The organism is Rathayibacter sp. AY1E2 (genome assembly GCF_002932325.1).
Classification (GTDB): domain Bacteria; phylum Actinomycetota; class Actinomycetes; order Actinomycetales; family Microbacteriaceae; genus Rathayibacter.
In genome coordinates this window covers 1-13,933 of record NZ_PSVO01000020.1, presented here as the reverse complement: position 1 = coordinate 13,933, position 13,933 = coordinate 1, and the positions used below count along the sequence as shown (strand labels likewise).

The following is a 13,933-nucleotide window of genomic DNA, read 5'->3' as shown; positions in this document are numbered from 1 at the left end:
GACTTCGCCGTGAGCAGCACCCGCAGGCTCAGCGGTGCTGCACCCAGATGTTCGGCTCCACATAGATCCCCTCGTCCGCGTCGCGGTCGACGCGCAGCGTCGAGAGGCCGCCGGGGATGACGTACTCCCCTGACGCCGGCAGGGCGATTCCGGTCCACTCCTCCCACTGGGCGACCGTGCCGGTCATCACCTGCGATCGCGGGGCGACGTCGAGGATGGTCGCTCCCATTCGCACGTGTGTGCGCAGCCACGGGTCCAGCGGCAGCCCGTCCTCTCGGGTCCAGGCCGCGTAGACGTCGATCGGGGTCAGCGGGTAGCGCGGCTTCATCGTCGGGCGCAGCGGCACGATCACGTGGTCGTAGCCGACGGTGATGCTGAGGTCGCGGAACGCGCCGAGCAGCGTCCCGGCGAGGCCGGCGCCGGTGCGGTCCGGGTGCACCTGCGCGGCGCAGACGACGAGGGTCGTCGCCTCGCCCTCCTCCTCGAGTGACCGGCGGAGGGAGTCGCCGTACCCGGCAGGCAGACCCTCCCGGGTGACGTCCCACCGGATCGGCACCGCCCAGCCCGCAGCGACCGGCACGTCTTCATCGAGGACCACGAGCTCGAACCGGGTGAACTGTTCGCGCACCTGCGGCAGGTGCTCCTCCGCGAGGCGGTCGGCAGAGATGAACGCCAGCCACCCCGAGCTGAACAGCGCCTCTACCTGCGCGTCGTCGCGCGCTCGCGCGCTCAACACCTCTGTCGACGTCATGGGCTCAGTCTGCGCGCAGGACGGCCGGCAGAAGATTCCCAAGCGGACGCGACGCGATCACGTCCTACATTCAGCACCCGAAGGCTGCAGAGGGTGAGAGCGAGCCCACCTAGAGTGATCAACGTGCCCTCGCTGACAGACCATGACGCCGAATACCGAGAGGTGCTCATGTCTCCCTTGCGCACCAGTTCCGGCTACCTCCCCAAGATGGGTGGAGGGGTTGAGGTTGACCTTGACGGATTCACGAGCCTCTACGGGTCCGACCCGCTGTACCACTGGATGGGTTTTGACTCGCCACTCATGTTCGCCGCACACAAGGCCGCTGGCGGGATGACCTCGCTCTACCGGCAACTCGGCATTGGAAGCGAGCGATTGGTCCGCCACGTACTCCGCGACCAGCTCGCCCTGTCCGAGGAACAAGTTCGATGGAGCTACGAGTTTCCATACGGGGGTGCAGTACGACTGATCACATTGGATGGCCGTATCGAAATTGACGCCGTGAAGGACACAGCGGCAGCCGAGCGTCTTAGAAATTGGATTACTGAACAGCAAAAGGCCCTCAAGATTTCGGTACCTCTCCGTGGTGCCGTATTAGAAGTCCGTCAAGGCTACAAGAGCGCCGACAGTAAGCGTCAAAATGGAGATTTGGCTTCCTCCGTACAGGCCGTAGCTCACGGATATCTCCCGGTACTTGCCATCATGAGCACGCAAATCAATCAGACTGTTCGAAATCGATATACGTTGGGTCGATGGGCTGTCCTCGCTGGCACGACCGGCACCGCCGACACAATGACATCGACTTTTGCCTTTTTCAAGAATGTTGTGGGTTATGACCTCGCGGCATTTTTTGAGCGCAACGCCTCGGTACTACGCACAGAAACGCACGTGGTCCTCAAACACCTTTTGGAAGCAAAATGACTATTCTTGAACGAGTTGCGCGAGATAGTGTTGCGCGTAACGAGTACATGACTTTTCGCGCCAACGCCGGGGTGGGTCGACATGGTTGGCTGCGTCTTACCCCCGCCTACGGTGTCAAGGTAGTGCGCGAACGGCTCGAGCTACTCGAACCAGGGTCCGTTGTAACAGACCCGTTTAGTGGCACTGGAACCACTCCCCTTGCAGCAGCGGAGTACGGCCACCTGGGGCAATCAGTCGATGTGAATCCATTTCTTGTATGGCTTGGAAATGCGAAAACTCGCGACTATCAAGAGGATATTGAGGCGACTCTTCTTGGGGCAGTTTCAGACGTAGTTGATACCGCTCAGTCTTTTCCTGCACGAGACCGCCTTTGGCAGCCTGATATCTTTCGAATCGAGCGCTGGTGGAGCCCTGGATCCCTCCACGGTCTGCGCACGCTTCGGGCGAGCATCGACACCTACAATGGCGACATTCGCGACCTACTAGAGATATTGCTGTGCCGCACACTCATCGCAAGCAGCTCAGCCGCATTCAATCATCAAAGCATGAGCTTCAAGGATATAGCGCCTGGGACCCGCTTCAAGGCAACTGATGACGATGCAACAATTGCGCTTTTCCTCGCCGGTGCCGCTGACCTAGCTTCATCGGCCTCTTCCACCCTTGCCGGAAGTGCCGCAGTGCGACTTGGAGATTCCCGCACAGGCCTAGCCGACCTTGAACCAGCCGACCTTGTGCTCACGTCACCACCGTATTGCAATCGCATGTCGTATATTCGAGAGCTCAGACCTTATATGTATTGGACGCGCTATCTCGACGCACCCAGTGACGCGGGTGACTTGGACTGGCGCGCCATCGGTGGCACCTGGGGAACGGCGACGAGCAAGCTCGCTTCCTGGGCTGCTGAGCATCCGACGCCGATCGACTCGCAGCTTCTCGCGGTTTGCGAGAACATCTCCCGCGATGGTGGCAAAAGCGGACCCGTCCTCGCGGCGTATGTCCATAAGTACCACTACGACATGTGGCTTCACTTCCAAGCCGCCGCCGGCCACGTCAAGCCTGGTGGAAGCGTCTCCTATATCGTAGGAAACAGCACTTTTTCCGGTCACGAGGTACCTGTGCAGAAATGGTACGCGGACATGCTCTCTGCGCTAGGTTATGTCGATGTAACAGTGCAGACGATTCGAAAGCGCAACAGCAACAAAGCCCTTTACGAATACGACGTTTCTGGACGTCGGCCAAGCTTCAGCTAATGAGCCGTGAAGGCGCGTACAGCGTCATTGGGATCACAGCAGGACAGCAGAACGGCTTGATGGCACCAATCACGAAGTTAATGGAGGTCCTGGCTTGACTTGGCACAGCAGCAATTCCGATGCGCTAGAAAAACAATTGGGCATGCTGATCGACGCGACGCGACGCGAGCGAGATTTGACCTCCGCCCGATCTTCGGCAACTCAGACGCGCGCGGGAGTTTTAGTCGGCGCTGCCGGTTTAGTTGGAACTGCAAGCACCCTATCAACAGATCTTATGTGGATTCCATTGCTCGGTTTTGGAGTTGCGGTTGCCCTAGGGATTTGGGCCTTAGTACCGGACAAAGGCCACGCCGTCCCCACTCAAAATTACCTAGACAATGCTACCTCTTACACTCCTGTTGATCTATTGGAAACTATTCTGCGTAAGGAAATTGAGGCAAACGAAGCTAGTGCGAAAGTTGTTTCAGAACGCTCCTGGCTAACGATCGTTGGCTTTATTGTCTTGGTTTTGGCCTTCGGAATAGCAATCTTGTTTAATATCAACGATGCGTTAACCGAACCTAGTCCGCTAAAAGTTATGATTGTTGAGGAATGATGCCAAAGTCCACCGAGCCTTGCCCGCCTGGCTTTTACAGAACAATCTCTGGGAACTGTGTGCCAAATCCCCCCTTGGTGACCAGACTTGGAGAAAGTAAAAAACCCTCAGACTCGAAGTGATGCGGGCGTAACGGTCTACGCACCTGGGCAATCGCTACGATTCACACAGAACACTGTCGACAAAGCTTCGGGTGACCCACCAGTCGTGGTTTCAGTGTGCGGAGTCCGATGAGCATCAAGGTCAACAGTGAGGGCCAGGTGTTCCTTACTCCGCGTGCCTCGATGCGCTGACTGGCCTCGCACCGTCGACCCCAGTACGGGCGGCGCCGTCCGTAAGCTAGGCGCATGTGCGGTCGTTTCGTCGTTAAGGACAACACCGAGGGCTTGCTCCCGGACCTCTTCACGGGCGGCTTCGCCGGAATGCGGCCGAACTTCAACGTGGCGCCGACGTCGCCAGTGACCGTCGTGCGTGAGCGCGACGGGGAGCGGTCGGCGCCGACCGTGCACTGGGGGTTCGTGCCGGTTTGGGCGAAGGACTTCAAGAAGCAGCGGCCGCAGCCGATCAACGCGCGGATCGAGACGGTCGCGAGCTCGCCCATGTTCCGGAAGGCGTTCGCGACGTCGCGGGTGCTGATCCCGGCGGCCGGCTACTACGAGTGGACGGTCACGGAGACGGGGAAGCAGCCGCACTTCATCTACGAGCCCGACGCGGCCCTCGCGATGGCGGGCATCGTGTCGGCGTGGCCGGATCCGTCGAAGGCGGAGGACGATCCGGAGAAGTGGCGCCTGTCGACGGCGATCATCACCCGCGACTCGCATGTAGCGCCGGGTGAGGTCCACGACCGGATGCCGGCATGCATCACGCCGGACGGGTACGACGACTGGCTCGGCGGACACCTCGACGTCGACGCTCTGATGCAGCTGCTCGACCGGGAGTCGTACGCGGTCGCGCACGACCTCGAGCACTACGAGGTGTCCCGCGACGTGAACAGCGTCCGTAACAACGGACCGCATCTGCTCGATCCGCTCCCTCCCGTAGCGGGAGGCTAGGCGGATGACTCTCGACCCGTCGACGGATGCGCCGGCCGCGGCTGACGGTCACCCGCAGCTCGGGTCCATGCACAAGAACGGTGATCGCCGGTTCGGGATCGCAGGGGCGCGCTCCCAGACTCTTGCGGACCGCGGGACCCCGATGCTGTCGAGCCTGTACCACTCGACGGTCACTGAGCATGTGGGGGCGGTGCGGGTCGGAGACGAGCTGCGGGTGGAGTGGAACGGCACTCAATGGTGGGCGTCGTCACCGGCCGGCGTCGTCGGCCGGCTCTCCTGGTCGAAGAGCCTCCGGATCGACGCGACCCACGTCCTCGAAGGGCGAAGTCCGTACGACGACTCCGGCACTCTGCTGGTGCAGAGCGTCACGGTCGACCGGGAGGGCGCCGTGGTCGACTGTGGCGGCTACGTCGTCCCGGACGGTCACGATCCGGCCGAGTGGTCGACGTCGACGCCGGATGAGTCGGCGCGGGAGCTGCGCATCACGCTGACCCCGAGCGCGCCCGATGCGGTGGCGGCGCAGCCGCCGGCGCCGCGATCCTTTCTCCGTAGGCTCCTCGGGCGCGATCACTGGCGGGCTGCCAGCGGTCGCGGCGGGCGCCGCTGTTGGCGTCGAGCTGGCGTTCGACGTCGGCCAGGATCGCGCGGGCCGCGCTGCACCGGTGCTGGTTAGAGTGCGTCCGTGGTGTTGGTGCTGATGGACGCAGTTGTGATGACCGACTACGGGCAGTTCACGGTGACGCAGACAGGCATGTGGGACGGGGACGCGGACCGGTTCTTCGCCGGTCAGGTCAACGGCTGGGTCGCTGCGGCCGTTCCGGGCGTTGTGCATGTCGTGATGGCGCGACGGTCGGGTGGTTCTGGGGTGCGGGTCGAGCTGTGGGAGCGGGAGCCGGCGCCGAGTGATTGGGACGATGTTGTCGAGGTGTCGGCCGCGTTCCAGGACGGTGATGCCGTCCGGTGGGAAGGGTGGGGCGGCATGTCGGGCGGAGACCTCGCTCTGCCGGCGGGCAGCTATCGCGTGCGGGTGAGCGCTCAGGGCCGTGACGCCGGGAATGCTGACGAGTTCGCGGAGGGGGTGGTCGATCGGTACCTTCTTCAATTCTGGCCAGCTTCGGCAGCGCCCGATGAGGTACTCCGCACACTCAGCGAAAACGCCGAGTACTGGAACGGCGCGTGGGGGCAACGGCAATAGGGAATGCGTGACTGCTAGACATGAGGCGACTACCTTTACCTGCTTGGAGAAACCCTGATGGCGCAGAAGCTCACTCTTATCGATGACCTGGACGGCTCTCCGATCGAGGGTGACGGTGGAACCGTCACGTTCTCGATTGACGGCGCGAACTACGAAATCGATCTGTCGGCAGAGAACACCGCCGAGCTGCGCCGCGTGTTCGAGAAGTACGTCGATGCCGGCCGCCGCGTGCGGCGTGACGGCAACGCCGGCTCCTCGGCTCCTTCGCGCGGGAAGAGTGACCCGGAGCGGTTGAAGGCGATCCGGGAGTGGGCGGCGAAGAACGGCCGCAACGTCTCCGAGCGTGGCCGCATCTCTGCTGAGGTCCAGAAGGCGTACGACGACGCCCACTAGGGCGGCGTTACCGTTGACGCTCGGATGAGCGTCGGACGGGAGGAGTGCCGGTGAGTGTCGTGCGGGAGATGTCGGCCCTGTATCGCGGACCGTGGGGACGCCTGGGCGGCCTGATCACAGCGAACGCGGACGGCAGCGATCGCCAGCGCGTGCGCTCGGCGGTCGCTCGGTCGGTGTTCTCGCGCGGCGGGAAGATGATCCACTACTCTCCCGCCGCCTCGATCTTCGGGGACGGCGACGAGCGCGTCGAGCCGTCGCACGAGCTGCTGGCGTTCGCCGCGCATCAGTACGCGGTGCCAGAGGGGTATCTCACCGGCGCCGATGACAACGAGCTGCGCGACGTCGCCTTGCATCGCGCTCTGAACGCGAAGCACTTGCACGGGACGCCCGTCCCGGATTCGTTCACGGTGACGACGCGCTGCCCGACGCTCGGAGGCGAGTTGGGCGAGGCCGGCCACGCGGCGACGGCGCTGCGCACAGCGGAGCGCCGATCGCTACTTACCGCGATTCCTTACGCGCTGGTCGGTGTCGCGTTCCCTGGCCTGCTGACCTGGGCCATCTTCGCGAACGGCAACGACGGGCAGCACTGGTTCCTCGGACTCTTCTTCCTCGCGTTGACGGTGGCGAGCGTGTCGGCGGTGGCGCGGCGTGTGATCGCCGCTGTGAGGTTCTTCCGCCTGCCGCCGGCTACGGCGGAGCTGTGGTCGGACCTGCTGCTGAAAGAAGCGATCGCGACCTACTTCCACGACCTCTACTCGGAGGGGTACCTCCCGCGGGCGTGGTTTCACGACACCTTCTGCCGAAACCGGCCGATCACTCGACGGGCCTATGAGCGGCTGGGGACAGAGACTCTGACCCGCTCGATCATCACGTTCGAGGCGCTGAACGGCTTCCCGAAGCTGCGTCGAGCTCGACGGCGCCGGGACGGCGACGGGCAGCCGGCGAACTGACTTGTCTACTTGTCATCAAGTAAGCAAGTCGCCCTGGTCCCGCTGCTCGGCGGCACTCCATCGGGGTCAGTCCCAGCCTCAACTGCGAGGGTGAGGGCATGGCGAATCCCCGCACTCCCCTGGCTCGTGCCGCGCTGGTCAGCAACGGCATGGTCTGGTTCGGCCTGTCGCTGATGTTCGCCAGCATCGCGGGCGAGCAGACGTTCGCGGCGTTCGCCGGCCAGTGGTTCAACGTCCTCGGCTGGGTGCTCCTCGTCGCAGTCGCGATCGGGCTGGCCGTCGTCGGTGTGATCGAGAACCGGAACATCCGGGCGGGGAAGACGCACAAGGCGCGTCCCCGCCGCTGACCACCGCTCGAGCGCGGGTGGCCGTTCCACGCGCGTGACGGGGGGTCGAGGGGGCTCTCCCCCTCGTGCGGGCCGGCCCGTTCCGGGTCGGCCCGCACGCACGCTCAGAGCATGTAGAGGTGGTATCCGACCGCCACGCCCTCGCTGAGGGGTCCGAAGGTGTCGGCGTAGTCCTGTGTCTCGTGGCTGTTGGTGATGAGGTCGAGCGCGACGCGCTCCTCGTCGCTCTCGTCGCTCATCTCGTCGGGCTCGTCCTCCCACTCCCGCAGCACGCGGTGTCCGGAGTCGGTGACACGCCAGAGCGCCCAGAATCCGGCGAACGTGCCGACCGTCTCGCGCTTGAAGACGAGGGCCGTGGCGGTGGGCCAGGCGTGGTGAGCGGCGGCGGTGAGCAGGACGCGCACGGCGACGTGAAGGGCGCGGGTGTCGCCAGACTCGGCGGCGACGTTGACGAACACTTGCGCGGCGCGCAGCGCGGGGGTGTGTCCCCACTCATCGACGTCGGGGGCGGGGGTCGTGGTGGTAGTCATGGTGGGCCTTTCTGCAGAGTCGAGGGAGGAGGGCGGGGACCGGCGGCTGCCGGTCCCCGCGGAGCGGGCTAGTTCAGGGCCGCGGCGTCGGCGGCGGTGGTGTCGCCGGTGACGACCTGCTCGACCGGGGAGAGCGCGTAACCCCAGGCCGCGAGCTGGCGGAAGTGAGCGGCGGCGCGGGCGTCGCCGCGGCGCCAGGACTCTTTGCTCGTGTTCGCCTCCTGCCCTGCGAGGACGACGGCCAGCGCGACCAGGCGGGCCTTCGCGGGGTTCGCCTCGACCAGCGGGGCCAGCGCGTCGGCGTGGTAGCCGGAGGGCTGGGTGACGCCGAGGAGGGTGTGAGCGAGCGCGTTGCCGTTGCCCATCCCGCCCGACACCGACGAGCGGTGCGCGGTCAGTCCCAGGGCGATGACGCGCTCGGCGTCCTTCGGGAGGGTCTTCCGGGACAGGAGCGTCGCGATCCAGTCGCGGCGCACCGTCTCGGCGGCGATCCAGGCGCGGTTGTTCGCGAGGAGGATGCGGCGCTCGGCGGACTTCGCGGCCTTCTCTTCCTCCGTCTCGGGTGCGGCGGGCGCGTTGTAGGCGTAGCTGAATCCGTGGGCGGCGGGGTCCTGGATCGCGTAGGAGACGTGGGTGTTGCCGTCGTAGATGGTGCTCACGAGGACGCCCCGCGGCTCGATGGTCGCGATGTGCTCGACGGTGACGCGCTTGCCGTCCTCCGTGCGCAGCGGGTCGATGACGACCCACGCGCTGCCCTCGCCGTCGACCTGATCGCGGGTGAGGAGGGTGAAGCCTGCGGCCTCCTGGTTCGCCTCCTCCACGAGGACGGCGATGTGGCGGGCGCGCGCCTTGCGGTGGCGCTCTGCGGTGTGGGTGAACTGGCTCGGGTTGGTGGTGGCGACGGTGATGAGGTCGGCGCGGGCTTCCTCGTCGTCCTCAAATTCGAGGATGATCGCGGCCTGGTCCAGGGTCAGCTCGTGCTCGTGCAGCGCGGTCCGCGCGACTGCGGACTCCTCGACCGCCAGTCCCGCTTTCACGGTCGCGGCCTTGGTGCCGGTGCGCTTGGCGATGCTCGCGGCCGACAGGCCCTCGAACGACAGCTGCGCCCACGCGGCGGTGCGGTCGGCGGTGGTGAGTTCGGCGCGCTGGTCGTTCTCGATGATCTGCTGCACGATCCGCTCGGCGGTCTTGTCGTCGCCCTCCACGACGTAGACAGGGATCGTCGCGAGGCCGATTTCACGGCTCGCGAGGGTCCGGCGCTGCCCCGCGCGGACGATGACGTTGCCGTGCTCGTCGCGGCGTCCGAGCACAGGCGACAGGATCCCGCTCTGACGGATGGAGTCGATGAACTCCTTGGTCAGCGGGGCGCTGGTGCGGACGTTCTGCTCGATCACGAGGGCGGTCGGGTCGATGTGCTCGATGGTCCCGGTTGCGGTGGTGTTCACGATGGTTTCTCCTCAATCAATGTGCGATCATTGAGGCGACGGGTCCCGTGGTTCTAGATCAACTACGGGGCTTTTGTCGTCTTCCTGATCGTTTTTCTTTGCCTCTCCGGCGGGATGAAATCAATTGAGTGGAGTCGGCGGAGTGCCGAGCATTTCGGGCGAAATAAGGGCGCTTGCGCCCGCGTCCGAAATGCTCGGCACGTAGCAGACGGAGCGAGATAGATTGAAACCGCGGAGAGGTGAAGAAAACGGGGAAACGGGCCGCGTAGCGGCTTCCCTTCGGCGGTGCTCCGTCACCGCTGCGCGGGCGGAGCTCGCGCCCCCGGAACGGGGATGCCGGGGAGTGTGAGGGGGTCGCCCCTCACGGGCCGGCCCGGAAGGCCGGCCCGCACCGCGCGGCTACCGGTCGGCGGGCTCGTAGCAGTTGGCGCAGTCGCACGGCCCGCCGGGGTTCTCCGTCCGCTCGACGGCCGCGATCTGCGCGGCCTGCTCCGCCGGGGAGAGCGCCTGCCACCCCTCATCCACCCGCCGGTTCGACTCGATGCGTGCCGCGCGCTCGTCCAGCGTCTCCGGGGTCGGGGTGAGGAAAGCGGCCAGGGCCGCGCCGGTGTCCTGCTTCTCGGCGGGGGTGAGGAACGCGATCAGCGCGGCGGCGTAGGCGGTGCCGTCGTCGGTGACCGGGAATCCGCCGGGGGCCCCTTCTCCGGGCAGGGTGAGCGTGTTGCGGATGTGCGCGAGGATCTCGGCGTCCGCGGCGGTCGCGTCGTCGTCGGACTCGGCGCGGCGGGTGTCGAGGATGAGGGCGAGCTGTTCGGCCGTGGCGCGGCCGGTGTCGGTGGGGGTCATGGTGTGGTCCTCTCAGCGGCTCATGAACGGGGCGACGCGGCGGATCGCTGCGCGGCGAGCGTGGGTGACGCAGTGGCGGAACGAGCCGCTGGTGATGCCGTGCAGCTCGTCGGAGTGCCACGCCTCCCAGACACCGGACTTGCGGCGGGTGACGAGCACGGAGGGCGTCGTCCTGGGGTCGGTGCCCACGACGCGGATGCTCACCGCGCGGGTGTTCGCGAGCGTGAGATAGGTCTTAGCCGTGGTCTGCAATTCGGTGGCGGTCTGCATGGTGTGGGTGCTCCCTCTGGCTGATCGTTTTTCTTTGCCTCTCCGGCGGGAAGAACCGTTTGAGTGGAGGCGGCGGAGTGACGCCCATTCCGGGCGAAATAAGGGAGCGCAGCGACCGCGTCCGGAATGGGTGGCGCGGAGCCGGTGGAGCGAAATAGGTTTGAACCGCGGAGAGGTGAAGAAAACGGGGAATCGGGCCGCGTAGCGGCCTCCCCTCGGCGGTGCTCCGTCACCGCTGCGCGGGCGGAGCTCGCGCCCCCGGAACGGGGATGCCGGGGAGTGTGAGGGGGTCGCCCCTCACGGGCCGGCCCGGAGGCCGGCCCTCGCCCGCTCAGCTCGCCGCGGCCGTCTCCGCGACAGCCTCGCGGGCCGCGCCGAGTTCCGCGGCGGTGCGGTGTCCTTGCACGTCGGCGTAGGCGACGGAGTAGGGGCGCGTCCCGGCGTTCCAGTCCAGCGCGACGGTCACGGTCTTGGGGTTTCCGCGGGTCACGACGCTCCACCCGTGCTTGTGCTTGATCGCGTCGCCCTTGGCGATCGTCTCGCGGCTGTAGATCGTGACCTGTCCGGCGGCGGCCTGCGCCTCGCGGACCTCCGACCAGTAGTCGCGCTGATCTTCGAGCTGCGCGCGCTCGGCGTGCAGCCGGTCGAGTCGGTCGCCGGTGGCGGGGGCGGTCGTCTCGATGTAGCCGCCGCCGAAGTTGTGCGAGCTGCCCTCGATCTTCCGCGTGTAGCCGCGAATGTCGGTATCGAGCCGGTCGATCCGGCGGGCAACCATTCCCGGCGCGTAGCGGGATTCGGTGGTGTGGGCGGCGACGTCGGCGCGGGCGCGGGCGCGGGTGGCCTCGCGGTCGGCCTCGACGCTGCGACCCATCGCGTTGTGGGCCTTCACGATCGCGTTACGGTGCCGCGTCTCGGAGTGGTGGCCGATCTTGATCGGCTCGCCACCCTCCGGGAGCCGATCGAACGCGCGGCGCGCGGCCGCGTCGGCGGTGTCGGCATCCGCTGCTCGCCGGTCGGCCTTCGCGTCGAGCGCGTCGACGCGGGCCGCCTGACGCTCGATGGTCGCCGCCTCCGCCTCGGCAGTCGGGCGGAACGTCTCTTCGGCCTCGATGGTGACCTCGTGTCCGGCGTCGCGCAGGGCGGTCGCGGCGCGGTTGATGGTCCACCACTTCGGCAGGCGGTCCCGGGACTGCGGGACGTACCAGGCGCCGATGGAGCGACCCCAGCGCCAGCCGGACGCCTTCAGGATCTCGGCGGTGCCGTCCCCGCGGCTGGTGCCCTCGATGAGGGTTCCGGCCTCGGGGGTGTGGGTGATGGTGAGCATGCTCTGTCTCCTTCTCGTCTCGGGGGTTCAGTCGTTGTCGCGGTAGTCGGCGGGCGTCTCGCTGCGGTCGTGCAGCGCGTACGCGGCCGGGAACAGGTCGAGCGCTCGCGCGACGTCGACCGGAACGACGACGTAGGCGCCGGAAGCCATGTAGCCGATCCGGCCCTCCCCCACGGGCTCGACGGGCTCGAAGTGCTGCAGCGTCACCCCGGCGACCGCTCCGCTGCGGGTGACCAGGTGCACGGCAGGGGTCTGCTCGGTCACCGGGTCGCGGCCACCGGCGCCGACGATGACCACCTGACGGGCGGTCCGGCTGATGCCCTCCGTCCCGGGTCCGTGGTACTCGCTCGTGATGACCTCGGTACGGGTGCCGCGCTGCTGAGTCATGGTGTGTCTCCCTCTGGCTGATCGTTTTTCTTTGCCTCTCCGGCGGGAAGAACCGTTTGAGTGGAGGCGGCGCAGTGACGCCGCTATCGGGCGAAATAAGCCCGCAGGGCGCGTCCGATAGCGGTGGCACGTAGCCGGTGGAGCGAAATAGGTTGAGACCGCGGAGAGGTGAAGAAAACGGGGAAACGGGCCGCGTAGCGGCCTCCTACCGGCGGTGCTCCGTCACCGCTGCGCGAGTGCAGCTCGCGCTCCCCGGAACGGGGAATGTCGGGGAGTGTGAGGGGGTCGCCCCTCACGGGCCGGCCCGAAGGCCGGCCCGCCGCCTCTCAGCTCTCGTCGTCGCTCTCGTCGTCGTCGGCGTCGAGGATCGCGGCGATGCGGTGCGCGGTGGTGAGTACCCGCGCGGCCGTCTCGCGGATCGTGTCGGCCTTGCAGTCGCTCCACGTCGCGACGTAGCCGACGCTGTAGGCGCTGGTGTCGAATCCGACGAGCCCGGCGACGACGAACGCGACGGACTCGGCTTCCGTCTCCATCAGCCCTCGGTGCTGCGCGTACTCCTCCAGGTCATCGACGTGACCCATCAGCACGTGCGCGGCCTCGTGGATCAGGGTCTTTGCGGCCTGCTCCGGCGACAGGCTGGAATCCACGACGACCGTGCGCTCCTCGGGGGCGGCGTAGCCGTTCGTTCCCTGCGGCAGCGGGCGGCGCTCGACCGTCCACCCCTCGGCCTCGAGAGAGGCCGTCAGCGGCGCAATGACGCCGTGATCGTGCTCCCCGGTGAGCAACTGCGCGATGTCGCGGGGATCCTCGGCGCCCTCCATCAGGTCGGTCTGCTCGATCGCGAACACGGACACGAGCGGGTAGTACGTCTGGACCTTCTGCCCCGTCTCGTCGGTGCTGGTCGTGGTGCCCTCCTCGGCCTCCTCGTCGGCGGCGATCTTCCGCTGAGCGAAGCCGAAAATCTTGATCGCCTTCTCGCCCTTGCGTACCTGGCGGCCCTTGGCCTGCCACGCGCGGAACCCGGCGACGGCGGAGGCGTCGGGGCGCTGAGCGAGGATCAGCAGCAGGTTGCCCAGGCTGTAGCGGTGGAACGAGGACGCGAACGAGAGGAACCGGCGCCACTGGTCGGAGTCGCGCAGCGCCTCGACCTGCTCGGCGATGCTCTCGTGCAGCGCGGCGGCCTGCTCGCGGCGCTCCTCCGGCGTGGTCCGCGGTGCGCGCTTCTTGGCGGCGGTCTTGCGGGCGGTGGTCGTGCTGGTCATGGCGATTCTCCCTGTGCGAGGATCGACGCGACGGGTCCCGTGGTTCTAGATCAACTACGGGGCTTTCGTCTTGTCTGATCGTTTTTTTGTGCCTCTCCGGCGGGAAGAACCGTTTGAGTGGAGGCGGCGGAGTGACGCCTATTCCGAACGAAATAAGGGAGCGCAGCGACCGCGTTCGGAATAGGTGGCACGTAGCCGCTGGAGCGAAATAGGTTTGTACCGCGGAGAGGAACAAAAAACCTCGAAGCAGCGCCGCGCAGCGGCTCCCGGTCGCCGCAGGCGATGTGCGCGAAGCGCACCCCGCCCCGCGGAACACCGGGGAGGGTGAGGGGCCGGCCCCTCACCCTCCCCGGTGTTCCGCGGGCCGTCGTACGCTTCGGACACCTCGCCCGCAGCGAACAGGACACGCCTCGCGGCG

General features: G+C 66.5%; 17 protein-coding genes. 9 read left to right on the top strand and 8 right to left on the bottom strand.

Annotated features, from left to right (window positions below; genetic code table 11):
- Positions 1 to 28: 28 nt before the first annotated feature.
- Positions 29 to 751, bottom strand: a complete 723-nt coding sequence (locus tag C5C49_RS13195; protein ID WP_104227078.1) for a hypothetical protein — start codon at positions 749 to 751, stop codon at positions 29 to 31.
- Positions 752 to 874: 123 nt separating this feature from the next.
- Here C5C49_RS13195 and C5C49_RS16770 point away from each other — a divergent pair, with 123 nt between their 5' ends.
- The 9 genes from C5C49_RS16770 to C5C49_RS13160 all read left to right on the top strand — a co-directional run bounded on the left by C5C49_RS16770 (position 875) and on the right by C5C49_RS13160 (position 7,451).
- Positions 875 to 1,669 (top strand): hypothetical protein, encoded by a 795-nt coding sequence (locus tag C5C49_RS16770; protein ID WP_146078852.1) that lies wholly within the window; start codon positions 875 to 877, stop codon positions 1,667 to 1,669.
- The gene (locus C5C49_RS13190; protein ID WP_104227077.1) at positions 1,666 to 2,919 is read left to right on the top strand and encodes a DNA methyltransferase; all 1,254 of its coding nucleotides are present in this window, start codon (positions 1,666 to 1,668) and stop codon (positions 2,917 to 2,919) included. The genes C5C49_RS16770 and C5C49_RS13190 overlap by 4 nt, the downstream gene beginning before the upstream one ends.
- A 94-nt stretch (positions 2,920 to 3,013) precedes the next feature.
- On the top strand, positions 3,014 to 3,514 hold the full coding sequence (locus C5C49_RS16765) for a hypothetical protein (protein ID WP_146082822.1): 501 nt from the start codon (positions 3,014 to 3,016) through the stop codon (positions 3,512 to 3,514).
- Positions 3,515 to 3,861: 347 nt separating this feature from the next.
- Entirely contained in the window at positions 3,862 to 4,566 is a 705-nt protein-coding gene (locus tag C5C49_RS13185; RefSeq protein WP_104227076.1) for an SOS response-associated peptidase, read from the top strand.
- A 4-nt stretch (positions 4,567 to 4,570) separates the two neighbouring features.
- Positions 4,571 to 5,239, top strand: coding sequence for a hypothetical protein (locus C5C49_RS13180; RefSeq protein ID WP_104227075.1), 669 nt, complete (start codon positions 4,571 to 4,573; stop codon positions 5,237 to 5,239).
- 9 nt (positions 5,240 to 5,248) lie between these two features.
- Positions 5,249 to 5,761, top strand: a complete 513-nt coding sequence (locus C5C49_RS13175; RefSeq protein ID WP_104227074.1) for a hypothetical protein — start codon at positions 5,249 to 5,251, stop codon at positions 5,759 to 5,761.
- A gap of 57 nt (positions 5,762 to 5,818) precedes the next feature.
- Complete coding sequence (locus C5C49_RS13170; protein ID WP_104227073.1) at positions 5,819 to 6,154, top strand: Lsr2 family protein; 336 nt, start codon at positions 5,819 to 5,821, stop codon at positions 6,152 to 6,154.
- Between the two features lie 50 nt (positions 6,155 to 6,204).
- On the top strand, positions 6,205 to 7,104 hold the full coding sequence (locus C5C49_RS13165; protein ID WP_104227072.1) for a hypothetical protein: 900 nt from the start codon (positions 6,205 to 6,207) through the stop codon (positions 7,102 to 7,104).
- Between the two features lie 98 nt (positions 7,105 to 7,202).
- A complete protein-coding gene (locus tag C5C49_RS13160; RefSeq protein ID WP_104227071.1) occupies positions 7,203 to 7,451 on the top strand; it encodes a hypothetical protein in 249 nt (82 codons plus the stop codon).
- 104 nt (positions 7,452 to 7,555) lie between these two features.
- Here the strand turns inward: C5C49_RS13160 and C5C49_RS13155 are convergent, their stop codons facing one another.
- The 7 genes from C5C49_RS13155 to C5C49_RS13120 form a co-directional block, all read right to left on the bottom strand.
- Positions 7,556 to 7,981 (bottom strand): hypothetical protein, encoded by a 426-nt coding sequence (locus C5C49_RS13155; protein ID WP_146078855.1) that lies wholly within the window; start codon positions 7,979 to 7,981, stop codon positions 7,556 to 7,558.
- A gap of 68 nt (positions 7,982 to 8,049) precedes the next feature.
- Positions 8,050 to 9,426: a ParB/RepB/Spo0J family partition protein gene (locus C5C49_RS13145; RefSeq protein WP_181072906.1), complete on the bottom strand. Its 1,377-nt coding sequence runs from the start codon at positions 9,424 to 9,426 to the stop codon at positions 8,050 to 8,052.
- A 399-nt stretch (positions 9,427 to 9,825) separates the two neighbouring features.
- Positions 9,826 to 10,272 (bottom strand): hypothetical protein, encoded by a 447-nt coding sequence (locus tag C5C49_RS13140; protein ID WP_104227123.1) that lies wholly within the window; start codon positions 10,270 to 10,272, stop codon positions 9,826 to 9,828.
- Positions 10,273 to 10,284: 12 nt separating this feature from the next.
- Positions 10,285 to 10,542: a hypothetical protein gene (locus tag C5C49_RS13135; RefSeq protein WP_104227122.1), complete on the bottom strand. Its 258-nt coding sequence runs from the start codon at positions 10,540 to 10,542 to the stop codon at positions 10,285 to 10,287.
- Between the two features lie 331 nt (positions 10,543 to 10,873).
- Entirely contained in the window at positions 10,874 to 11,866 is a 993-nt protein-coding gene (locus C5C49_RS13130; RefSeq protein ID WP_104227121.1) for a DUF3560 domain-containing protein, read from the bottom strand.
- 27 nt (positions 11,867 to 11,893) lie between these two features.
- Positions 11,894 to 12,253: a hypothetical protein gene (locus C5C49_RS13125; protein ID WP_104288633.1), complete on the bottom strand. Its 360-nt coding sequence runs from the start codon at positions 12,251 to 12,253 to the stop codon at positions 11,894 to 11,896.
- A 326-nt stretch (positions 12,254 to 12,579) separates the two neighbouring features.
- The gene (locus C5C49_RS13120) at positions 12,580 to 13,515 is read right to left on the bottom strand and encodes an ArdC-like ssDNA-binding domain-containing protein (protein WP_104227119.1); all 936 of its coding nucleotides are present in this window, start codon (positions 13,513 to 13,515) and stop codon (positions 12,580 to 12,582) included.
- Between the last annotated feature and the right edge of the window lie 418 nt (positions 13,516 to 13,933).